At 58.3% G+C, this 22,473-nt stretch carries 23 protein-coding genes; 21 read left to right on the top strand and 2 right to left on the bottom strand.

Going from position 1 to position 22,473, the window contains the following annotated elements:
- Positions 1-28: 28 nt before the first annotated feature.
- Positions 29-802, bottom strand: coding sequence for an IclR family transcriptional regulator (locus ACQY4M_RS11160; RefSeq protein ID WP_428543951.1), 774 nt, complete (start codon positions 800-802; stop codon positions 29-31).
- Positions 803-972: 170 nt separating this feature from the next.
- On the opposite strand from ACQY4M_RS11160, the gene ACQY4M_RS11155 reads away from it, so the two are divergent.
- The 19 genes from ACQY4M_RS11155 (at position 973) to ACQY4M_RS11065 (ending at position 17,112) form a co-directional block, all read left to right on the top strand.
- On the top strand, positions 973-1,914 hold the full coding sequence (locus ACQY4M_RS11155) for a tripartite tricarboxylate transporter substrate-binding protein (RefSeq protein ID WP_428543949.1): 942 nt from the start codon (positions 973-975) through the stop codon (positions 1,912-1,914).
- 60 nt (positions 1,915-1,974) lie between these two features.
- Positions 1,975-2,505, top strand: coding sequence for a tripartite tricarboxylate transporter TctB family protein (locus tag ACQY4M_RS11150; RefSeq protein WP_428543947.1), 531 nt, complete (start codon positions 1,975-1,977; stop codon positions 2,503-2,505).
- Positions 2,506-2,514: 9 nt separating this feature from the next.
- Complete coding sequence (locus ACQY4M_RS11145) at positions 2,515-4,029, top strand: tripartite tricarboxylate transporter permease (RefSeq protein WP_428543945.1); 1,515 nt, start codon at positions 2,515-2,517, stop codon at positions 4,027-4,029.
- 44 nt (positions 4,030-4,073) lie between these two features.
- Entirely contained in the window at positions 4,074-5,117 is a 1,044-nt protein-coding gene (locus ACQY4M_RS11140; RefSeq protein ID WP_428539227.1) for an IS5 family transposase, read from the top strand.
- Positions 5,118-5,284: 167 nt separating this feature from the next.
- Positions 5,285-6,769, top strand: coding sequence for an aldehyde dehydrogenase (locus tag ACQY4M_RS11135; RefSeq protein ID WP_428544497.1), 1,485 nt, complete (start codon positions 5,285-5,287; stop codon positions 6,767-6,769).
- An 11-nt stretch (positions 6,770-6,780) separates the two neighbouring features.
- Positions 6,781-8,016 carry a Tm-1-like ATP-binding domain-containing protein gene (locus ACQY4M_RS11130; protein ID WP_428543943.1) on the top strand — a complete coding sequence of 412 codons (1,236 nt, stop codon included), beginning with the start codon at positions 6,781-6,783 and terminating at the stop codon, positions 8,014-8,016.
- Positions 8,017-8,046: 30 nt separating this feature from the next.
- The gene (locus ACQY4M_RS11125) at positions 8,047-8,460 is read left to right on the top strand and encodes a 5-carboxymethyl-2-hydroxymuconate Delta-isomerase (protein ID WP_428543941.1); all 414 of its coding nucleotides are present in this window, start codon (positions 8,047-8,049) and stop codon (positions 8,458-8,460) included.
- Complete coding sequence (hpaR, locus tag ACQY4M_RS11120; RefSeq protein ID WP_428543939.1) at positions 8,457-8,888, top strand: homoprotocatechuate degradation operon regulator HpaR; 432 nt, start codon at positions 8,457-8,459, stop codon at positions 8,886-8,888. The genes ACQY4M_RS11125 and hpaR overlap by 4 nt, the downstream gene beginning before the upstream one ends.
- Positions 8,889-8,955: 67 nt before the next feature.
- Positions 8,956-10,467, top strand: a complete 1,512-nt coding sequence (gene hpaE / locus ACQY4M_RS11115) for a 5-carboxymethyl-2-hydroxymuconate semialdehyde dehydrogenase (RefSeq protein WP_428543937.1) — start codon at positions 8,956-8,958, stop codon at positions 10,465-10,467.
- Positions 10,468-10,485: 18 nt separating this feature from the next.
- Positions 10,486-11,340: a 3,4-dihydroxyphenylacetate 2,3-dioxygenase gene (hpaD, locus tag ACQY4M_RS11110; RefSeq protein WP_428543935.1), complete on the top strand. Its 855-nt coding sequence runs from the start codon at positions 10,486-10,488 to the stop codon at positions 11,338-11,340.
- A gap of 2 nt (positions 11,341-11,342) precedes the next feature.
- Positions 11,343-12,206, top strand: coding sequence for a fumarylacetoacetate hydrolase family protein (locus tag ACQY4M_RS11105; RefSeq protein ID WP_428544494.1), 864 nt, complete (start codon positions 11,343-11,345; stop codon positions 12,204-12,206).
- On the top strand, positions 12,203-13,000 hold the full coding sequence (gene hpaH, locus ACQY4M_RS11100) for a 2-oxo-hept-4-ene-1,7-dioate hydratase (RefSeq protein ID WP_428543933.1): 798 nt from the start codon (positions 12,203-12,205) through the stop codon (positions 12,998-13,000). The genes ACQY4M_RS11105 and hpaH overlap by 4 nt, the downstream gene beginning before the upstream one ends.
- A 403-nt stretch (positions 13,001-13,403) precedes the next feature.
- Positions 13,404-13,928, top strand: coding sequence for a Na+/H+ antiporter subunit E (locus tag ACQY4M_RS11095; RefSeq protein ID WP_428543931.1), 525 nt, complete (start codon positions 13,404-13,406; stop codon positions 13,926-13,928).
- Between the two features lie 44 nt (positions 13,929-13,972).
- Positions 13,973-15,016 (top strand): IS5 family transposase, encoded by a 1,044-nt coding sequence (locus tag ACQY4M_RS11090; protein WP_428539227.1) that lies wholly within the window; start codon positions 13,973-13,975, stop codon positions 15,014-15,016.
- Positions 15,017-15,179: 163 nt separating this feature from the next.
- Complete coding sequence (locus ACQY4M_RS11085; RefSeq protein WP_118943227.1) at positions 15,180-15,440, top strand: monovalent cation/H+ antiporter complex subunit F; 261 nt, start codon at positions 15,180-15,182, stop codon at positions 15,438-15,440.
- Entirely contained in the window at positions 15,440-15,784 is a 345-nt protein-coding gene (gene mnhG / locus ACQY4M_RS11080) for a monovalent cation/H(+) antiporter subunit G (RefSeq protein ID WP_428543929.1), read from the top strand. Before ACQY4M_RS11085 ends, mnhG begins: the two co-directional genes overlap by 1 nt.
- The gene (locus tag ACQY4M_RS11075; protein ID WP_428543927.1) at positions 15,781-16,038 is read left to right on the top strand and encodes a Na(+)/H(+) antiporter subunit B; all 258 of its coding nucleotides are present in this window, start codon (positions 15,781-15,783) and stop codon (positions 16,036-16,038) included. The genes mnhG and ACQY4M_RS11075 overlap by 4 nt, the downstream gene beginning before the upstream one ends.
- Entirely contained in the window at positions 16,028-16,735 is a 708-nt protein-coding gene (gene mbhE / locus ACQY4M_RS11070; RefSeq protein WP_428543925.1) for a hydrogen gas-evolving membrane-bound hydrogenase subunit E, read from the top strand. Before ACQY4M_RS11075 ends, mbhE begins: the two co-directional genes overlap by 11 nt.
- Positions 16,732-17,112 (top strand): sodium:proton antiporter, encoded by a 381-nt coding sequence (locus ACQY4M_RS11065; protein ID WP_428543923.1) that lies wholly within the window; start codon positions 16,732-16,734, stop codon positions 17,110-17,112. Before mbhE ends, ACQY4M_RS11065 begins: the two co-directional genes overlap by 4 nt.
- Before the next feature lie 12 nt (positions 17,113-17,124).
- On the opposite strand, the gene ACQY4M_RS11060 is transcribed toward ACQY4M_RS11065, so the two are convergent.
- Entirely contained in the window at positions 17,125-18,351 is a 1,227-nt protein-coding gene (locus ACQY4M_RS11060) for an IS256 family transposase (protein WP_428539582.1), read from the bottom strand.
- 136 nt (positions 18,352-18,487) lie between these two features.
- On the opposite strand from ACQY4M_RS11060, the gene ACQY4M_RS11055 reads away from it, so the two are divergent.
- Entirely contained in the window at positions 18,488-21,646 is a 3,159-nt protein-coding gene (locus ACQY4M_RS11055; RefSeq protein WP_428543921.1) for a proton-conducting transporter membrane subunit, read from the top strand.
- Entirely contained in the window at positions 21,646-22,467 is an 822-nt protein-coding gene (locus ACQY4M_RS11050; RefSeq protein ID WP_428543919.1) for a respiratory chain complex I subunit 1 family protein, read from the top strand. The genes ACQY4M_RS11055 and ACQY4M_RS11050 overlap by 1 nt, the downstream gene beginning before the upstream one ends.
- Positions 22,468-22,473: the final 6 nt, after the last annotated feature.

The following is a 22,473-nucleotide window of genomic DNA, read 5'->3' as shown; positions in this document are numbered from 1 at the left end:
AAGGCACCTTTCTGTTGGTCAAATCTGTTCATGCCGCAGCAGGGAATTGCACTGGCGGAAAACCACCAAGCAGGCGGGTTAACCGGGTGGTGTGACTAAGCAATTCGGTCTGGATCAGGGTTTGTAGCGTATCGTCCATCCGCGCGACAGGGGCCGCGACAGCCACCGCACCAATACAGGCGGAATCCGAGTCAAACACCGGCACCGCATGTGAATGCACGTCCTGTTCAAACCCGCTGACCGAAACGGCAAATCCTGTCTGGCGGATTTGGCTCAATTGCGGGCGGATTTGGTCCGGGTCGGTGATGGTGTCAGGCGTGCGTGCCTTCAGCGGCTTTGATAACACCTGATCAACAAATTCCGCAGGACTGAATGCCAATACAGCCAACCCCGAACTGGTGGCATGCAGCATCAGCACTTCGGCGTCCTCCATGCGGACCTGCGTGCCGTGGGCGTCGGAATAGGTATAGGCGATCGTGGTCAGCAAGTCGCCTTGCAGCAGCGACATATGCGCGGTTTCGCCGGTGGCTTTGCTAAGGTCGATCAGCACGCCAAGCGCCACTTCGCGCATCGGAACGGCGGCTTCGCGCAGGGCGGAAAGGCGCAGGAATGCCGGCCCCAAACGGTATTCGCGTCCTGATCCGGTCTGTTCCACAAACCCGTGTGCGGCCAGTTCGCTTAGCAATCGATAGGTCGTTGCCTTGTTCATACCGGCCCGCCGCGCGAAATCGCTTAGCCCGATTTCGGGTGTTGCGCGCGAGAAAAGTTCAAGCAAAGACAAGGCCTTGGAGGTGGTTCCCATAAGTGGTCCGTTGTGTTTGAGGGTGCCGTTTTAAGCTGGCTGGCCCGCGAATTGAAGTCGAGTCGTTCATTTTACTTGACGGAATCACCTACCCTCTGTCAATCTAAAACAGAACCTTTGGTTCAAATAGCGAACCGATAATAAATCGGGTAAAGAACAGGGAGAACATCATGAAGACTACCAGCCTATTGGGCGGGGCGCTGGCCCTTGCCATTGCAACGCTTGCGGGTCCGGCATTCGCCGAGTACCCCGAGAAACCCGTTTCGTTCATCGTGCCGTGGCCGCCGGGCGATCTGGAGGATGTGTTAACACGCATGATCGCCGAGGATTTTCAGGCCGAATATGGGGTAGCTGCTGCAGTGGTGAACAAACCCGGCGGCGGTGGTGGCCCGTTCCCTGGTGCGGTTGACGTGGCGACCGCCGACGCGGATGGCTATACAATTGGATCTTTCGTGCCTGCGGTACCGGTCATCGGCCATGAAATCGGCATTGATGAATTGACACCGGAAAAATTTGACCCGATCGGGATTTTCCTGACTTATCCCTTTGTGATCGCCACCTCGGCGGATGCGCCTTATTCCAGCATGGAAGAACTGGCCGCCTATGCCAAAGATCACGACGTGGCCCTTGGCCATTTCGGTGATGTGCTGACACCGACCCAAGTGACCAAAGCCTATGCGGCAAACGCGGGTTTCGAGTGGGGATCAGACGCTGCGTTTGACGCGCTGGATTGCAATACGCTGGCCTCGGGAGATGCGGATGTGATCAACACCACCTTGCAACTGATCCTGTCTTGTCTGGACAGTGTCAAGGTTCTGGTCGCGGTGACCGATCAGCGGATTTCACTGGTGCCGGATGCGCCGACCATTGGCGAACTGGACCCGACATTGGACATCGCCCTGTGGAACGGTTTGTTCGTGTTAAAGGACACACCGCAGGACGTGCGCGACAAAATCGCAGCCGTTGCCGCCAAAACGGTGATGAGCGAACGCGCCCAGAAAATCGCGGCAGAAACCGGTGCGCTGGTTTACTGGATGAATGCCGAGGACAGCGTGGCCCGTATCGCGACCGATAAGGAAACCGTTGCCCGTATCGGCAAGATTCTGGAATAAACCATATGGCACGGGCCGAGGCGCAACTGCCTTGGCCCGTGAACTGCGCGAGGCTTACCCATGAGTGATGACCCATTGGAGACCGGCGGACACCGCAGGGCCGGACAGATCGCATTTGCGCTGGGATTTGTGCTGTTGTCGGTCATTCTGGTGACGTTGCTGGGGGATCAGACGGTTTGGAAGCCCAAGGTGAAATTCTTTGCCCAGCCGCGTTTCTGGCCTGCGGTCGGGGTGATCGGTATGGCGGTTTTTGGTGCATTGCATCTGAAACACCTGCCACGTTGCCGTCTTAGCCGCTATGACCTGCGCGAGGCCCGCGTCTGGTTCGAAGCGGTGGAATACGCGCTTTGGTTTCTGGTTTATGTCTGGGTCGTTCCGATTGCCGGATATCTGCCTGTCACCATGATCTTTGCGCCGCTGCTGGCATGGAGGCTGGGGTATCGCAGCCGCAAGATGCTGTGGATATCTGTGATTTTCGCTGTGGTGGTCGTGGTGGTTTTCAAAAGTATTCTGCAGGTCAAAATCCCCGGCGGGTTGCTTTATGAATACCTGCCCGGCGGTTTGCGCAGCTTTTTCATTTTGAATTTCTAGGGGAGATTGATGGATCTGATCCTTTCCAGTCTTGATATTCTGGCCCGCTGGGATGTGGTGCTTGCACTGCTTGTCGGCTCGATCGGAGGCGTGTTGATCGGGGCGATCCCGGGGGTGGGGCCGGCGGTGGCGATTGCCATCCTGTTGCCCGCCACCTTTTCAATGGACCCGATTGTCGGGCTGACGGTGCTGCTGGGGATATACGGTAGTTCGATGTATGGCGGTTCAATCCCCGCGATCCTGATCAACACACCCGGCACAGCGGTCAACGCGCTGACCACCTATGACGGCTACCCGATGACCACACGCGGCGAGGCGCGGCGCGCCATCGCGCTGGCCTATTCCAGCTCGTTCTTTGGCGGTATCTTTTCGGTGGTCTGCCTGATCCTGTTTGCCCCCGTTCTGGCCAAAATCGCGCCGATGTTCGGGTCGCGCGAAATCTTTCTTGCGGCGCTGCTGGGCATCATCCTTGTGGTGACAGCACACCACCGCCAAACCCTGATCGCTGCCGCATTGGCCAGTTTCGGTATATGGCTGAACACCATCGGACTGGAGCCCGTAAAATACACCAAACGCTATACGTTTGACCAAAGCTGGCTGTCGAGCGGGGTGAATCTGATTGTGGTGGTGCTGGGTCTGTTTGCCCTGTCACAGGCGTTTATCCTGCTGCAAGGCGAGGACGAAAAGGTGCGACTGACCAAATTGCGCGGCTCGTTCTTTCAGGGGTTCCGCGAGTTGGCGCGGCATCCACGGGTGGCGGGTGTCTCGGCCACCTTTGGCGTGATCATGGGGATGATCCCCGGTGTGGGCGAATTCACCGCCCAATTCATGAGCTACACCTACGCCCAGAAAACCAGCAAACGGCCCGAGGATTTCGGGCATGGGTCCAGCGAAGGATTGATCGCCGCCGAAACCGCCAATAACGCCGTGCCCGCGGCTGCGATGGTGCCGCTGCTGGCGCTGGGCATCCCCGGCGAGGCGCTGACCGCGATGATGCTGAGCGTGTTTTATGTGCACAACGTCATCCCCGGCCCCGGCCTGTTCCAGAACCGGATGGATTTTGTCGTGGCGCTGTATATTTCGCTGCTGATCCTGAATGTGCTGGTGCTGGTGTTCCTGTTGATGGCCACAAACCAGCTGATCAAGGTGGTGAAAATCCCCAACCGTTTCCTAGGTATGTGTGTGCTGGTGCTTAGTTTTGTCGGTGTCTATTCCTTGCGCAATTCCGCCACCGACTGTGCGCTGGCTGCCGGTTTCGGGGTGCTGGGGTTCGTTCTGAAACGTTTGAACCTGCCAATTGTGCCAATCATTCTGGGCATGGTTCTGGGCGGCATTATGGAGGTCAAGCTGCGCGCCGGAATGGCGCGGGTGAAAACCCCGTTTGATTTTATCGACAGGCCTGTCGCAATGATCCTGTTCATCATGATTGTCCTTGTTCTGATCCTGCATTTTGTGCGGGTATGGCGGGACTATAAACAAAGGGGAACCTCTAAAAATCCCCCAAAATCCGGCCTGACGGGGTAGAATCGTCATCAGGATGAAAATGATTCGACCGACGGGGTTTTGTCATGGGTCAGATGGGATTTTTTGATCTTTCCAGCCGATACGCGGGACTGGACAAATCTGGTGATCCGCTGGTGTTGCTCAACGACATGGTGCCGTTCGAGGATTACCGGGACGAGCTGAAGGCCATATGGCGCACGCCGCCCGAACAGCGCAAATCCAACGCTGGCCGCCCGCCTTGGGATGAGGTGCTGATATTCAAGACGATGGTTTTGCAGCAGCTCTACAACCTCTCTGACGATCAGATCGAGTATCAGATCCGCGACCGCCTGTCGTTCATGCGGTTTCTCGGCCTTGGCATTGAAGACAGCGTACCTGACGCCAAGACCATCTGGGCCTACCGTGAAAGGCTGGCCGGGGCCGGGAAGATGAAGGAGCTGTTTGACAAGTTCGATGCCTTTCTGCGCGAAAAGGGCTATCTGGCGATGGGCGGGCAGATTGTTGATGCGAGCATCGTTCCGGCGCCGCGCCAGCACAACAAAAGGGACGAGAACGAGAAAATCAAGGCGGGCGAAACGCCTGAAGAGTGGGAGGAAAAACCCCACAAGAAGCGCCAGAAGGACGTGGATGCGCGCTGGACGAAGAAGCACGGCAAGAGCTATTACGGCTACAAGAACCACATCAATGTCGACCGGCGGCACAAATTCATCCGCGCTTATGATGTCACCGATGCCGCCGTGCATGACAGCCAGGCGCTTGCCGGTCTGATTGATGCGAGCAACACCTCATCGGACCTGTGGGCCGACAGCGCCTATCGCTCGCAAAAGATCGAAAGCGAGCTGGAAGAGCGGGGGCTTCACAGCCATATCCATCACAAGGGCAGGCGCGGCAAGCCGCTTGGCGAGCGCCAGCAAAAGGCCAACCGGAGGCGCTCGAAAGTGCGGGTCCGGGTCGAGCATGTATTCGCTTTTCAGGAGCGCTCCATGGGCGGCAAGCTGATCCGCTCCATCGGCCTGAAGCGGGCGCGATTTCGCATCGGGATGATGAACCTGGTCTACAACATGAAGCGCTTCGTCCAGTTCGAATGCGGCCTGGCGGCGCCGGGATAAGGGTTCATGGGGTGAGGTGTGCCTGAAATACCCAAAACCGGCTTGAAACCGGTGAAAATGGGTTTATGATCCGAAGCAATCAGGCGGGACAGGCGAAAAACCGTCCACCCCGCCGCGAAGAAGGCGAAAACGGGAATTTACAGAGGTTCCCAAAGGAAAGCCAAACAATGGTCGACCAGTCACGCATCAATCAGCTTCGCAACCACGATGTACCGCCGCAGAAACTCTTTATTGAAGGCGCGTGGCAGGAAGGTTCGGGTGAAACGCTCGACGTATTATCCCCGATCGACGGACAAAAACTGACCACGATCTGTCGGGCGACACCGGCGGATGTGGATCGGGCTGTGGCCTCGGCGCGGGCGGCGTTTGATGACGGGCGCTGGTCGCGGATGGCACCGGCGGGGCGCAAGAAGGTGCTGCACAGGCTGGCCGATCTGATCGAGCGTGATGCGCTGGAACTGGCCGTTCTGGGCGTGCGCGACAATGGCACCGAGATTTCGATGGCGATAAAGGCCGAAGCCGGGTCCGCTGCTGCGACCTTCCGTTACTACGCCGAAGCCCTGGACAAGGTGTATGGCGAAATCGCCCCGACAGCGGACAATGTTTTGGGGCTGGTTCATCGCGAACCCGTGGGCGTGGTGGGTGCGATTGTGCCGTGGAATTTCCCGCTGATGATCGGCTCATGGAAGCTGGCCCCTGCCTTGGCGGCGGGCAATTCGGTGGTGTTGAAACCGGCTGAAAGCGCATCGCTCACCCTGTTGCGGATTGCCGAACTGGCCAGCGAGGCGGGATTGCCCGATGGTGTGTTCAATGTGGTCACCGGCCAAGGGTCCGTGGTGGGTGAGGCATTGGCATTGTCGATGGATGTCGACGTGATGGTGTTCACAGGATCAGGCGGGGTCGGGCGGCGCTTGCTGGAATACTCGGCCCGCTCGAACCTGAAGCGGTGCTATCTGGAACTGGGCGGCAAATCCCCCAACATCGTCTTTGCCGATGCGCCTGATCTGGATCAGGCGGCCAAAACCTCGGCGATGGCGATTTTCCGCAATGCGGGGCAGGTCTGTGTGGCCGGATCACGCCTGTTGGTCGAGGATAGCATCCACGATGAATTCGTAGCAGCATTGGCAAAACACTCGGCCGCAATGAAGGTGGGTGACCCGCTGGAATTGTCCAGCCAGATTGGTGCTGTGAACAACCTGACCCAGCTTGAGGGCAATCTGGCCTTTGTCGCAGGGGCCTTGGAACAAGGCGCGGAAATCGCACTGGGTGGCTCGCGTATCCTGCAAGACACCGGCGGCTGGTATATGGAACCGACGATTGTCACCGGGGTAAAGCCCGATGATGCCATCGCCCAGAAAGAGGTATTCGGGCCGGTGTTGGCCGTGACGCGCTTTTCCTCGGATCAAGAGGCCGTGGCGCTGGCCAATAGCACCGATTACGGGCTGGCGGCAGGTGTCTGGACCAGCAACCTGAGCCGTGCGCACAAGATGGTGCGCGATGTGCGGGCCGGGATCATTCATGTGAACACCTATGGTGGTTCGGATATGACGGTGCCTTTGGGCGGGGTCAAACAATCGGGCAACGGGCATGACAAATCACTGCATGCGATGGATAAATATTACGATCTGAAAACCGCATGGATGCAGCTGTAGGGGGTGGGAAAATGAGCGACAAGACCATTCTGGTGGTGGGCACCTATGATACCAAAGATGCCGAACTGACCTATTTGGCTGACCGCATCCGTTCCCAAGGGGGCGGGGTGCAGACCATGGATGTTAGCGTCTTGGGTGACCCGCAGGCGCCCACGGATTATTCCAAACATGATGTGGCCAAGGCGGGCGGCAGCAGCATTGAAAAGGCGATTGAATCGGGGGACGAAAACACCGCGATGCAGATCATGGCGCGCGGTGCTGCGGCGCTGGCGCTTGAATTATGGCGCGGCGGGGCGTTTGACGGGGTGATCGTGCTGGGTGGCACCATGGGCACCGATCTGGCGTTGGACCTGTGTCAGGCATTGCCGCTGGGAGTGCCTAAATATGTGGTTTCCACGGTCAGCTTTTCGCCATTGATCCCGCCGGAACGCCTTGCGGCAGATATCCAGATGATCCTGTGGGCCGGCGGGCTATATGGGCTGAACTCGGTCTGCAAAGCATCCCTGTCCCAAGCCGCCGGCGCGGTGCTGGGCGCTGCGCGGGCGGTCGAGGCCCCCAAACGGGATCGCCCCCTGATCGGCATGACCAGCTTTGGCAAGACCGTTTTGCGCTATATGGTATCGCTGAAACCGGCGCTGGAAGAACGCGGGTTCGAGGTGGCAGTGTTTCACGCCACCGGCATGGGCGGGCGGGCGTTTGAAAGCCTTGCAGCCGAGGGCGCCTTTGCCGCCGTGATGGATTTCGCACCGCAGGAATTGACCAACCATATCATGGGGTCCAGTATTTCTGCCGGCCCTGACCGGATGACCAACGCAGGCGCCACGGGCACGCCGCAGATCATCGCACCAGGCTGTTATGATCTGGTGGATGTGGTCGGCTGGCAGCCTTTGCCGGACCGCTTCAAGGATAGCGAAGTGCATGCTCATAATCGCCTGCTGTCCTCGATCCTGCTGGGGGCCGAGGAACGGCGCGAGGTGGCAAGGGCGATGTGCGAACGGCTGGCGGGGGCCAAGGGGCCGGTCACCCTGATCCTGCCAATGCAGGGCGGTAATGAATGGGACCGCGAAGGCGCGCCGCTGCATGACGCCGAAGGCATGGCCGCCTTTGTCGATGAAATCCGCAAAGCCTGTCCGGCAAATGTAACTTTGCTTGAGTTGGACGCGCATATCAATGAAGTCGAATTCGCCGATTGCGCACTGGCGGTGTTTGACAACTGGATGGATGAAGGCACGGTTCTGCGTCCATGATTGCGCGGGGGATACAGTGGCGCTAAGGTCATGGTTCAAGGAGGAACCATGCCGCATCTACGTTTCGAATATTCCCAGGGGTTAGAGGATCTGGCCGATCTGGACAGTCTGGCCGAAACCCTGCGCGATGCGCTGGTTGCGAGTGGTCAATGCCCGCTGGGCGGCATCCGTGTGCGCGGGTTTCGGGCCGATCATCAGGCGATTGCGGACGGGGCGCAGACCTATCATTTCCTTGATATGGTGCTGCGGCTGGGCGAGGGGCGTGATGCCACCACCCGTGCCGGAATTGCCGATACGCTGTATGCTGCTGCCGAAACCGCGTTGCGCCCGCAGGTTAACGATGTGCCGTTTATCCTTAGCCTTGAAGTGGTCGAAATCGACAGCCGCTTTTCCCGCAAAAGCTGGAGCACCATCCACGCTGCCATCAAGGAATGCACCGCATGAAGGATTATGATCGCGCCCTGCCGATCGCGCTGTTGCGCGCCCGCGAGGCCACTTTGCGCCCGTTTCGCAAGGAACTGGAGAAAATCGGTCTGACCGTGCAGCAATGGCGGGTGATCCGCGCCTTGGCCGAGGGCGAGGCCCTGAGCGCCAGTGCCTTGTCCGAGATGTGCGTGTTAATGCCACCGTCCCTGTCGCGGATCATGAAAAACCTGACCGAACGCGGGTTGATTGAACGGGTTGAAGACAATGATGCCCGCCGCCGGATGGTCCGGATCACCGCCAAAGGGCAGGCGAAATATGACGCCATGTCGGGGCAAGCGGCAGAGGTGTACGCACGGATCGAACAGGCCTTTGGCGCAGCGAAAATGGAGCAGCTTCTGGACCTGCTGGTCGAGCTTCGTGAAGCGGTAGAGCGCGACGTGGTTTAGGTGGCTTGACGGGCGGGGTTCATTTAATTAACCTGTTAATTAAACTGCCCCTGCACCGGAATTTGTCATGACTTCACTTCAAAGCAATATTGCTGCGGCTGAAACCTATCTGGAACACTGGCGGGACTGCGGTGTGCAGAACCATATTGCAGGCCAAACTGTTCCGGCGTCCGGTGGGGAAACCTTTGAAAACACAACGCCGGTGGATATGTCCCGCCTGTGCGATGTTGCCCGTGGCACTGTTGCCGATATCAACGCGGCGGCACAGGCAGCAGCGCATGGTTTTACCATATGGCGGGATGTGTCCGGCAAGGATCGGCGGGATATCCTGCATGCCATTGCCGACGGTATCGAGGACCGCGCCGAGGAAATCGCACTGTTGGAGAGCCTTGATACAGGGCAGGCGATCCGCTTTATGTCCAAGGCCGCCATTCGCGGGGCCGAAAACTTCCGTTTTTACGCTGACAAGGCAATAGAGGCCCGCGATGGCAAATCCATCCATGCACCGGGCCAGATGAACGTCACCTCGCGGTTTCCGCTGGGGCCTGTCGGGGTGATCACCCCGTGGAATACGCCATTCATGCTGTCCACATGGAAAATTGCACCGGCCTTGGCCGCTGGTTGCACCGTGGTGCACAAACCTGCCGAATTATCACCGATCACCGCGAAAATTCTGGTGGAAATTGCCGAACAGGCGGGCCTGCCTACGGGTGTCTGGAACACTGTAAACGGCTTTGGCGAAGAAGTGGGCAAGGCACTGTGCGAACACCCCTTGATCCGCGCCATCGCCTTTGTTGGTGAAAGCGCCACGGGCTCGGCAATTATGGCGCAAGGGGCGGCCACGCTGAAACGGCTGCATCTGGAACTGGGCGGCAAAAACCCCGTGATCGTCTTTGAAGACGCCGATCTGGACCGTGCCGCCGAGGCCGCAATTTTCATGATCTATTCGCTGAATGGCGAACGCTGCACTTCGTCCTCGCGGCTGTTGGTGCAAGCCTCGATCTATGATGAATTGACCGCGCGGATTGCCAAAAAGGCAGCCGCAATCAAGGTGGGGCATCCGCTGGACCCCAACACGGTGATTGGCCCGCTGATTTCGCAAGGTCATCAGGCCAAGGTGATGTCCTTTTTCGATACGGCCCGTGCCGAAGGCGCGACCATAGCCACTGGCGGCGAGCGGGTTGGCCAAACCGGCTGCTATGTTGCGCCGACCCTGTTCACAGGTGCCAAAAACGATATGGCGATCGCACGGCAAGAGATTTTCGGCCCGGTACTAACCGCCATCCCGTTTGCGGACGAAGCCGATGCGCTGCGCATGGCCAATGACACCGACTATGGCCTTGCCGCCTATCTGTGGACCAATGATTTGACCCGCGCGCTGCGGATGACGGAGCGGCTGGAAACGGGTATGATCTGGGTGAACTCGGAAAACAAACGCCACCTGCCGACGCCGTTTGGCGGGGTCAAGGCATCCGGCATCGGGCGGGACGGCGGCGACTGGTCGTTTGATTTTTACATGGAAACGCGGAATGTTTCCTTTGCCACAACAGCGGGCAAAATCCCGCAACTGGGCGGCTGAATTAGGGGGAATTAGCTGATGGGGCAAATCGTTCAGGCCGCCAAGATCACACATGTGCCGACCATCTGGATGTCGCACACAATTGAGAAATACCGTGGTATCCGCCAAAGCGCGATTGACGGCTATGCCCGTTTGCGCACCGAGGCGCAGGAGGCGGGTGTCGAAACCTTCATCGTGTTTGACACCCACTGGATCGTCAATCAGGGGTTCCACCTGAATGCCAAGCCGCGCCATGCCGATACCTTCACCAGCCATGAATTGCCGCATATGCTGGCGGGGCTGGATTACGATTATCAGGGTGATCCTGAGCTGGCAGAATTGATCGTCGAAACCCTGCAAGGGGCGGATGTGCGGGCGATGGCGCAGACGGATGAGAATCTGGGGCTGGAATATGGCACGCTGTTGCCGATGCATTTCATCAATGAGGGCTCCTTTGCGCGGGTGTTGCCGGTGGCGGTGAACCAGTTTGCCTCGATCGCCGAAAATCTGGAATGGGGGCGCCTGCTGGCACAGGCGATTGCCGCATCGGGGCGCAAGGTTTCTGTGCTGGCGTCAGGTTCCCTTAGCCATGCGTTCTGGCCCAATGACAAATCGGCGGCGGGGATCAATTCGATCAATGGGGAATTCAACCGCCAGATGGATTTGCGGGTGCTGGAATTGTGGGAGCAGGGCCGCTGGGCCGAGTTTCTGGACATGCTGCCCGAATACGCCGAAAAATGCGCAGGCGAATGCGGGATGAACGACACCGCCCTGTTGTTCGGCGCTTTGGGGGCGGCGGATTACGCGGGGCAGATCACCACGCACACACCCTATTTCCCCAGTTCCGGCACCGGACAGGTCAATATTTCCTTTAGCCCTGCGGGGGCCGCATGACGCTGCGGCTGGCGCAGTTCAGTGCGGATGACGCGGCCCTGTGGGGGGCTGTTGCCGATGGTGGAATGATCGCCCTTTCCCCTGCCTTTCCCGAGTTTTCGACCCTGCGCGAAGTGATTGCAGCGGATGCGTGGGATGCTGTGGCGCAAGCGGCCGAGGGGCGCGATGTGACCCATGCTAACGGCAACTTTACATGGGATATACCGATCCCCGCGCCGGAAAAGATCATTTGCGTTGGCGTGAATTACCCCGACCGCAATGCGGAATACAAAGACGGCAAAGATGCCCTGCCAAACCCGTCGCTGTTCATCCGCTTTCCCCGCTCGTTTGTGGGCCATAACGCCCCGCTGATCCGCCCGCCGGAAAGTCCGCAACTGGACTATGAGGGCGAGATCGTGATCGTGATCGGGAAGGGCGGGCGGCGGATTTCCCAAGCTAATGCGCTGGATCATATATCAGCGCTAACCTTGTGCAATGAAGGAACAATCCGTGATTGGGTGCGCCATGCCAAGTTCAACGTCACCCAAGGCAAGAATTTCGACCGTAGCGGCGCGATTGGTCCGTGGCTGGTGCGCTATCGTGATGAAAGCCAGATCGCCGACATCCGGCTGGAAACCCGTGTGAATGGCAAGGTCCGTCAAAGCGACCACACCGCACGGATGCTGTTTTCGTTTCGCAAGATCATCGAATATGTCTCGACCTTTACGACGCTGGTTGTGGGCGATGTGATTGTCACCGGCACACCCACAGGGGCCGGCGCGCGGCTGGACCCGCCGGTCTGGTTAAAACCGGGGGATGTGGTCGAAGTGACAGCCCAGGGCATCGGAACCCTGCGCAATACCGTGGCGGACGAGGGGGATGTATGACACCGGAACAGATCAGCGCAGCGGCGCAATCGCTATTTGCTGCCGAACAGGAAAGACGCCAGATCGGGATATTAAGCGAAAGCCATCCACAAATGACATTGGCCGATGCCTATGCTGTGCAGGACGCTTTGGTGGTTTTGAAACAGGCAACAGCGCGGCGGCAGATCGGTTGGAAAATCGGCCTGACATCGCGGGCGATGCAGCAGGCCTTGCAGATCGAAACGCCTGACAGCGGTGTGTTGTTTGACGATATGCTTTTTCCCAACGGGGGTGCAATCCCCCCTGATCGGTTCATCGAACCAAGGATCGAGGCCGAGATAGCCTTTGTGATGAAATCTCCGTTGCAGGGGGCGCAGATCACCCGCGAGGATGTAATTGCAGCCACGGATTACGTTTGCCCTGCATTGGAAATTCTGGACACGCGGGTCATCCGCCAAAACCCTGAAACCGGTGCGCGCCGTCTGGTGCAGGATACCATCGCTGACAACGCCGCAAATGCCGGTCTGGTGCTGGGGGACACGCATTTGCCCCCCGACCACGACATGCGCTGGCTGGGTGCGATTGTATCGCGGGATGGTGTGGTCGAGGAAACCGGCCTTGGCGCCGGGGTGTTGAATGACCCGGTGACGGGAATTGTCTGGCTGGTTCAGCGGCTGGCAGAACTGGGGCAGGGGCTTGAAGCCGGTCAAGTGGTGCTGTCGGGGTCTTTTATTCGACCGATAGAATGTAAGTCAGGGACAGTAATCAATGCCAGTTTTGGCAAGTATGGAAATGTTGAAATCCAATTTGGCTGAATAAATGCTCTGACTGACGCAGGGGCGTAATCCTCCCCTGTTGCATGAATTATTATGCACCGGTGTTCTGTGTTAAAGGAAGAACACAAATGCCGTCTTCCAAACCCGATTGGTGGCAGAAAATTTTGACTGTGGTCAATGATATAGATCAGGTTTTTGCACTTTTGCCCGCAATCCAGCTATGCACAATTGTGCGTTCTAGCTATTCGATTATTCGCATATGATGATCTTGTAAAATAGTCATCAGATCGGATGGCTTGGTAAGAGTGGCGGTGGTCACCATTGGAAATTCTGACCCGCCGCCTGCTTTGATCAGGCACGGTTGTTTTGGCCCCGCTTTGTGGGCAATCGACAAAGAGGGGACGTTGCAAACTTCCGGTTTGGATAAACGGAAGTTGCAACTATGGTCTTACCCAGGGAATTCACCAAACCGTTTGCGGCGCTGCTGTTCTTCTGGATATTGCTGAACGGAACGCTGGCCCCCGATACCCTGTTGATCGGGCTGGTGGCGTCATTCGCCATTGTCTGGTTTTTGCGCGAAAGCATGTCGTTCCTGAACGAATTTCGCGCCACACCGCAGGCCTTCATCGCGGCCTTTAACTATATCGGATATTTCCTGAAGGAACTGGTGAAATCAAACATTGCGCTGGCGCGGGTTGTGTTGTCGCCGGACCTGCCGATCAATCCGGGCATCGTCAAGGTGCGCACCCGATTGAAAAGCAAAATGGGGCGGCTGCTTTTGGCCAACTCGATCACCATGACCCCCGGCACCCTGACCGTCGAGATAGAGGACGAATATCTATACATCCACTGGGTCAATATTGAATCTGACGACATCGACGCGGCGACCGAAAGTATCGTCGCCGGTTTCGAGAAATATCTAGAGGGAACCTCTAAAAATCCCCCAAAATCCGGCCTGACGGGGTAGAATCGTCATCAGGATGAAAATGATTCGACCGACGGGGTTTTGTCATGGGTCAGATGGGATTTTTTGATCTTTCCAGCCGATACGCGGGACTGGACAAATCTGGTGATCCGCTGGTGTTGCTCAACGACATGGTGCCGTTCGAGGATTACCGGGACGAGCTGAAGGCCATATGGCGCACGCCGCCCGAACAGCGCAAATCCAACGCTGGCCGCCCGCCTTGGGATGAGGTGCTGATATTCAAGACGATGGTTTTGCAGCAGCTCTACAACCTCTCTGACGATCAGATCGAGTATCAGATCCGCGACCGCCTGTCGTTCATGCGGTTTCTCGGCCTTGGCATTGAAGACAGCGTACCTGACGCCAAGACCATCTGGGCCTACCGTGAAAGGCTGGCCGGGGCCGGGAAGATGAAGGAGCTGTTTGACAAGTTCGATGCCTTTCTGCGCGAAAAGGGCTATCTGGCGATGGGCGGGCAGATTGTTGATGCGAGCATCGTTCCGGCGCCGCGCCAGCACAACAAAAGGGACGAGAACGAGAAAATCAAGGCGGGCGAAACGCCTGAAGAGTGGGAGGAAAAACCCCACAAGAAGCGCCAGAAGGACGTGGATGCGCGCTGGACGAAGAAGCACGGCAAGAGCTATTACGGCTACAAGAACCACATCAATGTCGACCGGCGGCACAAATTCATCCGCGCTTATGATGTCACCGATGCCGCCGTGCATGACAGCCAGGCGCTTGCCGGTCTGATTGATGCGAGCAACACCTCATCGGACCTGTGGGCCGACAGCGCCTATCGCTCGCAAAAGATCGAAAGCGAGCTGGAAGAGCGGGGGCTTCACAGCCATATCCATCACAAGGGCAGGCGCGGCAAGCCGCTTGGCGAGCGCCAGCAAAAGGCCAACCGGAGGCGCTCGAAAGTGCGGGTCCGGGTCGAGCATGTATTCGCTTTTCAGGAGCGCTCCATGGGCGGCAAGCTGATCCGCTCCATCGGCCTGAAGCGGGCGCGATTTCGCATCGGGATGATGAACCTGGTCTACAACATGAAGCGCTTCGTCCAGTTCGAATGCGGCCTGGCGGCGCCGGGATAAGGGTTCATGGGGTGAGGTGTGCCTGAAATACCCAAAACCGGCTTGAAACCGGTGAAAATGGGTTTATGATCCGAAGCAATCAGGCGGGACAGGCGAAAAACCGTCCACCCCGCCGCGAAGAAGGCGAAAACGGGAATTTACAGAGGTTCCCTAGAGGTAATCTATGGCTGATTTTCTGGTATATCTGGCCGCTGTTCTGGCGGGCGGGGCATTTTTGCTTGCGCTGTTTCGCTTCTTGCGTGGCCCTTCGCCGGTTGACCGTGTGGTCGCCTTTGATGTGCTGACCGTGATCGCCATCACCGGCATTATTCTGGCGGCTGTGGTGGCTGACAGGGTGATCTATCTGGATGTGGCGCTGGTCTATGCGTTGCTGTCGTTCCTCGGGGTGATCGTGGTTGCCCGTTATCTGGAAAGGGGCGCGTGATGGGGCTATTATTCGATATTCTGGGCGGTCTGGTTCTGGTCGCCGGCACAGCGTTTTTGCTGCTGGGCGGGCTGGGCCTGAACCAGATGCCCGATGTGTTCAACCGTATTCAGGCGGGCACCAAGGCGACCACGCTTGGCACCATCCTGACGCTGACCGGCATTGCCATGATGCACCCCGACTGGGCGCTGAAACTGCTGCTGATCGGCATGTTCCTGCTGTTCAGCAACCCGCTGTCCTCGCAGGTGCTGGCACGGGCGGCGGAACGCACCCACGTTCACAAAACCAGCCGCACCCGCATTGACCGGTTTGAACAGGATCATGATCAGGGGGAAGAAGCATGAGCACGCTGACACTATTGATGGCCGTTTTGGCGCTGGCGGCAATGCTGGGGGGCGCGGCGGTGGCCGTGGCCAGCAAAAGCACACCGGTTGCCATTCTGGCGGCGGGGCTGGTCAGTCTGATGGCCTCGGTTTTGTTCGTGCTGCTGGCGGCGCCCGATGTGGCGATGACCGAAGCGGCGATCGGCAGCGGGCTGACCACCTTTTTGTTTTTCTTTGTGCTGGGCCGCGTGAAAGAGGAGCAGGATGATGACTAACAGATTGCTGACTGTGGCGTTTCTGGCGGGTCTGGCCGTGATTTTCATCCAGTTGCTGTCGGGCTATGCGCCCGACACCGACCTGAACCTGACTGCCGGCTATTACGCCAACCGGACCGCGCCGGATCTGGGCGCGCAGAACATCGTGACCGGCATCATCGTCACCTATCGCGGGCTGGATACACTGGGCGAAGTCACCGTGCTGTTCCTGACCGCCGCCATCGTGGCGCTGGTGCTGGTGCATGGCCGCGCAATGGAGGCCGAGACCGGCCCCAAACCCTTGCCCGCCGGTGAATTGCTGCAAACCGGCAGCCGCCTGTTGGCACCAATGATCCTGCTGCTGGGCATCTATGTGTTCGTGAACGGCCACCTGACACCGGGTGGCGGGTTTCAGGGCGGGGCGATTGTGGCCTCGGCCGTTCTGCTGCTGTTGCTGACCGACCCGATGCGCCGCTTTTCGCATCGCCTGATCTCGCGGATCGAATCCACCGCCGGATTGCTGTTCGTGGCCATCGGCCTGCTGGGCCTGCTGTTTGCGGGCGGATTTCTGGATGCGCGGTTCTTGCCGCAAGGCTGGTTCGGGGCGCTGTTATCCGCCGGTGCCATCCCGCTGATTTATTCCCTGATCGGCCTGAAGGTGGGGGCTGAATTCAGCTCGATGTTGCTAAGCCTGTCCGAGACGGAGGATGAAAAATGAGCCTTGTAACCCTTGCAATGGCGGGCGGTTTTGCGCTGATCCTGATTGGATTGTATGGCGCGCTGAACAACCGCAATATCCTGCGCATTATCATCGCCTTTACCCTTGCCAATACTGGCGTCAATCTGGTGCTGGTGGCGGTGGGATACATGACTGGACGCACAGCCCCCATCCTTGACGCTGCGGTGCCGGTTGATCAGGCAAATGCGCTGATTATCGACCCTGTGCCACAGGCCCTTGTTCTGACCGCGATTGTAATCGGCCTTGGGGTCACGGCCCTGATGCTGGCCTATGCGCTGCGTCTGTTCGCCAGCCGTCACACGGGTTGTGTCTCGAAAGTGGTGGAAATTGATTTCAGGCACCTCCGAGCGGGTTGAGTTATGCGCCGGTCAGGCGGCTTGGTCAAGGGTTGCGTCGGCGACGGGCTGAGCGAGCGTTTCCCAGCCATCGACCTTTCGCATGACGATCTGCCCCGAGGCCATCAGAGCCCAAAGCAGCATCGGCACGGTCTCGGCGCATGGCAGCACGGTCTGGGTCTTGATGCGGCGGCGGAATTCCTCGTTCAGGCGTTCGATCGCATTTGTCGTTCTGGCCGATTTCCACTGGCCTTGTGGCAGACGCGTGAAGGTGAAAAGCTTATCTCCTGCTTCTTCCAAGCTGTCAGCGACGGCCTTGCATTTCAGCCGCCATTTTCGCAGAAATGCCTTGCGGCGGGTGGCGATTTCCTCGGGTGTTTTGGCGTAGATCATGTCGCGGTAATCTTCTGTCAACTCATCATGCATACGCTTGGGTGCCTTGGCCAGAAGGTTGCGGTGCTTGTGCACCGTGCACCTCTGGATCGGCAGATCTTCACCCCAGAGGGCAATGAGAGCGACCTCAAGTCCCGGTGCCCCGTCCACGATGACAAATTCGGGCCGTTTCAACCCGCGCGCATCCAGATCGTTGATGAACTGACGCCAGGCGGAGGTGCTTTCGCCGCCCATGTTCATCAGTGATAACAAGACCTTCTGCCCATCCCGGCGCACGCCAATCGCGGCCAGAACCGAGATATTGGTGGCCTTCCTGTCAATCCGCGTTTTGATCACGGTGCCGTCCAGGATCAGCCGCACGATGTCTTCATCCGCAAGGCTGCGGGCGCACCACGCCTGCCAGTCCACCTTCACCTTGCGCCAGGCGCGGCTCACCACATCCTTGCTGACCGCCCCCTGAAACAGGCCGAACAGGGCGCGTTTTACCCGCCGTGTGTTGGTGCCCGAAAGGTAGACAGCAGCGATCAGCGCCTCGGCCTTCTTCGTCAGCCGCTGGTAGCGGGGCAATGCCTTCGAGCGCCATTCTCTGGCCTTGCCGGCCTCGCCTGTGATCCGCGCACGCGGCACGCGCACCGTTTCGGTTCCAAATGTTCCGACCAGTTGCCGCTCGCGATGCCCGTGGCGGTATCCGGCCTTTGCCCCGCCGCTGCGGCCATACCGGCAACGGCCCAGAAACTGCTCCAGCTCCTCTTCGAAAACCGCCTCGATCGTCGCGCGGATGTTCTGGCGCAGCCGGTCTTCAATCGGGTCATAGCCTGCTTCATTGGCCAGTAGCGCGGATGTCGATGTTGCTGTATTCTTTGTCATGGCGTGATCTCCTTGGCGGTTCCAGCCGCCGGTTGGGTGGCTTCGATGCACCCGGAGATTACGCCGTCCTCGAATTTCCACCAAACTCGCGACACTACCGTCACACGCTGGATATTTCCAAATTCACGGAGTTGAAATGGTGATGCCAAATATCATTCTTATCATCGCCACCGGTCTGGGTGCGGCATTTCTGCTGGGTCTTTTGCGCGAGGAAAAGCGCCTGAGCGCCTATCTGATCACCCTTGCCGCCCTTGCCTTCATGAGCCTGATTCCCGGTCTGTGGCTGATCGCCTTTGCTGGTGGCGCGGTCCCTGTCGAGGTGACCACAGCGGGCACGCCCGCGCCCTTTGCCATCAACTTTAAAATGGGTCTGGCCGAGGCAACGGGACTACTGCTGATCAATCTGACGGCGCTGCTTTCGGCCATCTATATGCAGCAAACCATGCTGCGGCTGGGGCGCCGTATTATGGCGGTGTTCCTGATTGCAGTGATGGCGGTGTCCGGCATCATCCTGACCCGCGACGTGTTCAACCTGTTTGTGTTCCTTGAACTGGTTGTGATCGCCAGCGGTGGTCTGGTGTTGATGTCCACCGACAAACGCGCGCTGGGGGCCGGGTTCAAATACCTGATGGTTTCGGAATTCATCACCGTGTTCCTGCTGATCGGTATCATCTTTGCCTATCACGCCAGCGGTAGCCTGAACATCGACACCATGGCGGCTTCGGATATGCTGGCCAAACAGGGCGGGGCCTTGGCATTTTTCCTGATTCTGATCGCGTTAATTGCGGAACTAAAACCCTTTCCCGCCAATGGCTGGGCGCTGGATATTTATGAATCCGCCCACCCCGGTTTTTCAGCCCTGTTTTCGGCTGTGTTTGCCACCGGCGCATTGTTCGCGGTGGACAAAGTTCTGCTGATGGGCGGCACCACCTGGTTGCCACTGGCAACCGGCATCGGGCTGTTGACCTTTGTCGCCTCGAACATCATGGGGCTGGCGCAACATAATGACCGCCGCTTGCTGGGCTATTCGTCCATTGCGCAGGTCGGGCTGGTGCTGGCCATAATCGGTCAGCGCGAGGTGCTGGGCGACAGTTACCTGTTCATCGCTGGCGGGATCCTGTTGGCCCATGCGGTGGCCAAGGCCGGGCTGTTCTGGATGTCCGGTATGTTCGAGGCCCGCGATCTGAAAGACTGGACCGTGCTGCGGGAAAAACCGCTGATGGTTGGTATCTTTATCACCTTTATCGCCATGCTGACGGGTCTGCCGCCCTTCCCCGGTTTTTATGCCAAATGGGAACTGGTGCACGGGCTGATTGCGCATAACCATTTCTGGCTGGTCGCGGTGATCCTGTTTGGCGCGCTGATCGAGGTCACCTATCTGATGCGCTGGTTTGGCTATGTGATCAAACGCGACGCGCCGCGCTATGCCGAGGATACCCCGTTCCACAAGGAACTGGTGGTGGTTCTGGCCGCCGCTGCGGGCTGGGTTCTGGCCTATGTCTGGGGCGAGATGTCGACCTATCGCAACCTGCTGTCGCTGGCGGGGGACAACCTACTGGTGGTTCTGCCGCTGATGTTTGCATTGCTGTTCTTTGTGATCGACGGCTTGCCCGCGCGGATCAAGAACATCATCGCGATTGCCGGAATGGTGGCCTACTTCATCGCCAGCTATTCCAGCTATGATCCGCTGCAACTGATCTTTGGATCGATCATCTTGTTGGGTGGTGCCGTGATCCTGCTGGCCAGCTTCCATGCCGAGGGGCGGCGCATGGGGTTCTACCCCTCTGCCATGCTGATGTATGCCGGATTGGCGTTGCTGATCATTGCTGAAAACAGTTTCGCGTTTTTCGCAGCGTGGGAGATGCTGACAATCGGCTCTTACTTCCTGATCCTGCGGGGCAAGGCGTCGGAGCCGCACGCACTGTCCTATATCATCTTTTCGCTGGGCGGGGCGTTCGCCATCCTATCCGGCTTTGCGCTGGCGGCACACGGGCAGGCCCCGTTCGAGATCGCCTCGCTGGCCGATGTACGCGCGGATGTGGCCCCCTATGTGTTCATCCTGCTGGCTGTTGGTTTCATGACCAAAACCGCCGCCATCGGGCTGCACATCTGGTTGCCCGGCGCCCATGCCGAGGCCGAAACCGATGTATCGCCCATGGTGTCGGGCGTGTTGCTGAAGGCTGGTCTGTTCGGGCTGTTCACCCTGCTGATGACCATGGGTCGCCAGCATCTGGGGCCGGTCGATTTAACGCTGGTTCTGCTGTGGATCGGTGCGATCACGGCACTGCTGGGCAACATAATGTCCGCCTTTCAGGAGGATGCGAAGCGCTTGCTGGCCTATTCCTCGATCGGGCAGATGGGTTATGCGCTGTTCGGTCTGGCCCTGATGAATAAACTGGGCTGGCTGATGGCGCTGTTGTTCGTGATCAACCACTACATCTATAAATCCATGTTGTTCCTGTCGGTTGGCGGCGTGGCCAAACGTACCGGCACACGGGCGATGTATAAAATGGGCGGGCTGATTGCCCTGATGCCGCTGTCGTTCATCGCCGTGATGATCGGGATTATCGCCATGTCGGGCGTGCCGCCGCTGTCGGGCTATGGCGGGCGCTGGATTTTCTATAACGCGATCATGACGGCCGATCACCGGCTGCCGATGATCCTGATCTTCCTGTCGGGTCCTATCGGCTTCCTGTATCTGTTCCGGCTGGTGCATACGATATTCCTTGGCCAGCTAAAGGACGAACACCGCCGCCTGAAAGAAGCGCCGTTCTGGATCATCCTGCCGCAAATGATCTATGTGGTGTTCCTGCTGGGCTTTGCCGTGGTGCCCGGATTGGCGTTGCGGCGGGTGGATGCCTATCTGACCCGGTTCTTCCTGAATGAATTCGGACTGGTCTGGAGCGGCCCCGCGATTACCAGCGAATACGGCTATTGGGCGCCGGTTTCGATCATGATTGTGATCGGCGTGATCTTCTGTGTGGTGCTGGGGCTGATGATATTCCTGAACCGCAATGCCCAGAAGGTTAAGCAATTCAATATCGTCTATTCGGCGGAACGGCCCTACCGGCCCGAAACCACCCACTTTGCGTGGAACTTCTATGCGCCCTATCGCAAGGCGCTGGGGTTCATGGTGCAACCCTATGTCACCAACTTCTGGAACGGCATCGCCACGGCGCTGCACAATCTGGGCGACTTTAGCCGACGCATCTATACCGGCAATGGTCAGACCTATGCCTTCCAGATGCTGATCTTTGTTGTGATGGCCTATCTAATCTTTGGGGGGATGATCTGATGACTTTTGAATGGATGAAAATCCCCTATTCGCTGCTGACCCTGTTCATCGTGTTGAACTATGGTCTGCTGATGACCGCGATCATCGCCAAAATCGGTGCGCGGGCGGGGCGCAGGATCGGGATACCGTTTTATCAGAACTATATCGACCTGCTGAAAAACTATGCTCTGCGCAGCAAGATCACGCATGGCTATATGTTCTATCTCGGGCCGGTGTTCCGGTTGACGGGGGGGATTGGCCTGCTGTTGTTTGTGCCGACGATTTATGGTTCGGAAATGTTCTCGAACCTGTCGTTCTCGGGTGATCTGATCCTTGCGCTGTATTTCATCTTTTTCGGCACCCTTGGCATGGCGCTGGGGGCCGGGGAAAGCGGCTCCCCCCATGCGGCCATCGGTATTTCGCGCGGGTTGTCACAGGTGACCATGGCGGAATTGCCGCTGACGCTGGCGGTGTTTGCCACCGCGCTGGCGGTGGTGGCGGCGATGCTGGCCTTCCTTGGATCAATGATGCGCCCGCCGTTTGATGTGGTGATCGCGCCGCAGGAAATCCCGATTGGCCCACCCACCGAATACCACAGCGCCTATCTGGCCCTGATGCAGACCAACCGCGTGATTTTTCCGGTCGCCAAGATCGTCATCTATATGAACCTGTTCTTTGGCGGGGCATCCAGTTGGGGTGAATTCGCAATCAAGGTGTTCCTGCTTTATCTGTTCTCGGCTTTTGTCGGGGTCGCGTTTCCGCGGTTCCGTGTGGAACAAAGCATCCGTTTTTTCATGATCTGGGCCGTGCCGATCGGCATCCTGTCCATTCTGCTTGTGTGAGGTCGC

This window comes from Profundibacter sp. (assembly GCF_965277155.1).
GTDB lineage: Bacteria > Pseudomonadota > Alphaproteobacteria > Rhodobacterales > Rhodobacteraceae > Profundibacter.
This window is presented reverse-complemented; position numbering and strand designations above follow the sequence as displayed.

Bases quoted from the DNA above. Each gene is read 5' to 3' on its own strand.
- ACQY4M_RS11130 (WP_428543943.1), top strand. From the start codon at position 6,781: ATGAGCGACAAGACCATTCTGGTGGTGGGCACCTATGATACCAAAGAT.
- hpaE (WP_428543937.1), top strand. From the start codon at position 8,956: ATGACTTCACTTCAAAGCAATATTGCTGCGGCTGAAACCTATCTGGAA.
- ACQY4M_RS11145 (WP_428543945.1), top strand. From the start codon at position 2,515: ATGGATCTGATCCTTTCCAGTCTTGATATTCTGGCCCGCTGGGATGTG.
- mbhE (WP_428543925.1), top strand. From the start codon at position 16,028: ATGATGACTAACAGATTGCTGACTGTGGCGTTTCTGGCGGGTCTGGCC.
- ACQY4M_RS11065 (WP_428543923.1), top strand. From the start codon at position 16,732: ATGAGCCTTGTAACCCTTGCAATGGCGGGCGGTTTTGCGCTGATCCTG.
- ACQY4M_RS11075 (WP_428543927.1), top strand. From the start codon at position 15,781: ATGAGCACGCTGACACTATTGATGGCCGTTTTGGCGCTGGCGGCAATG.
- ACQY4M_RS11095 (WP_428543931.1), top strand. From the start codon at position 13,404: ATGGTCTTACCCAGGGAATTCACCAAACCGTTTGCGGCGCTGCTGTTC.
- ACQY4M_RS11125 (WP_428543941.1), top strand. From the start codon at position 8,047: ATGGTTCAAGGAGGAACCATGCCGCATCTACGTTTCGAATATTCCCAG.
- ACQY4M_RS11090 (WP_428539227.1), top strand. From the start codon at position 13,973: ATGGGTCAGATGGGATTTTTTGATCTTTCCAGCCGATACGCGGGACTG.
- ACQY4M_RS11085 (WP_118943227.1), top strand. From the start codon at position 15,180: ATGGCTGATTTTCTGGTATATCTGGCCGCTGTTCTGGCGGGCGGGGCA.
- ACQY4M_RS11060 (WP_428539582.1), bottom strand. From the start codon at position 18,351: ATGACAAAGAATACAGCAACATCGACATCCGCGCTACTGGCCAATGAA.
- ACQY4M_RS11055 (WP_428543921.1), top strand. From the start codon at position 18,488: ATGGTGATGCCAAATATCATTCTTATCATCGCCACCGGTCTGGGTGCG.
- mnhG (WP_428543929.1), top strand. From the start codon at position 15,440: ATGGGGCTATTATTCGATATTCTGGGCGGTCTGGTTCTGGTCGCCGGC.
- hpaH (WP_428543933.1), top strand. From the start codon at position 12,203: ATGACACCGGAACAGATCAGCGCAGCGGCGCAATCGCTATTTGCTGCC.
- hpaR (WP_428543939.1), top strand. From the start codon at position 8,457: ATGAAGGATTATGATCGCGCCCTGCCGATCGCGCTGTTGCGCGCCCGC.
- ACQY4M_RS11140 (WP_428539227.1), top strand. From the start codon at position 4,074: ATGGGTCAGATGGGATTTTTTGATCTTTCCAGCCGATACGCGGGACTG.
- ACQY4M_RS11135 (WP_428544497.1), top strand. From the start codon at position 5,285: ATGGTCGACCAGTCACGCATCAATCAGCTTCGCAACCACGATGTACCG.
- ACQY4M_RS11050 (WP_428543919.1), top strand. From the start codon at position 21,646: ATGACTTTTGAATGGATGAAAATCCCCTATTCGCTGCTGACCCTGTTC.
- ACQY4M_RS11150 (WP_428543947.1), top strand. From the start codon at position 1,975: ATGAGTGATGACCCATTGGAGACCGGCGGACACCGCAGGGCCGGACAG.
- hpaD (WP_428543935.1), top strand. From the start codon at position 10,486: ATGGGGCAAATCGTTCAGGCCGCCAAGATCACACATGTGCCGACCATC.
- ACQY4M_RS11155 (WP_428543949.1), top strand. From the start codon at position 973: ATGAAGACTACCAGCCTATTGGGCGGGGCGCTGGCCCTTGCCATTGCA.
- ACQY4M_RS11160 (WP_428543951.1), bottom strand. From the start codon at position 802: ATGGGAACCACCTCCAAGGCCTTGTCTTTGCTTGAACTTTTCTCGCGC.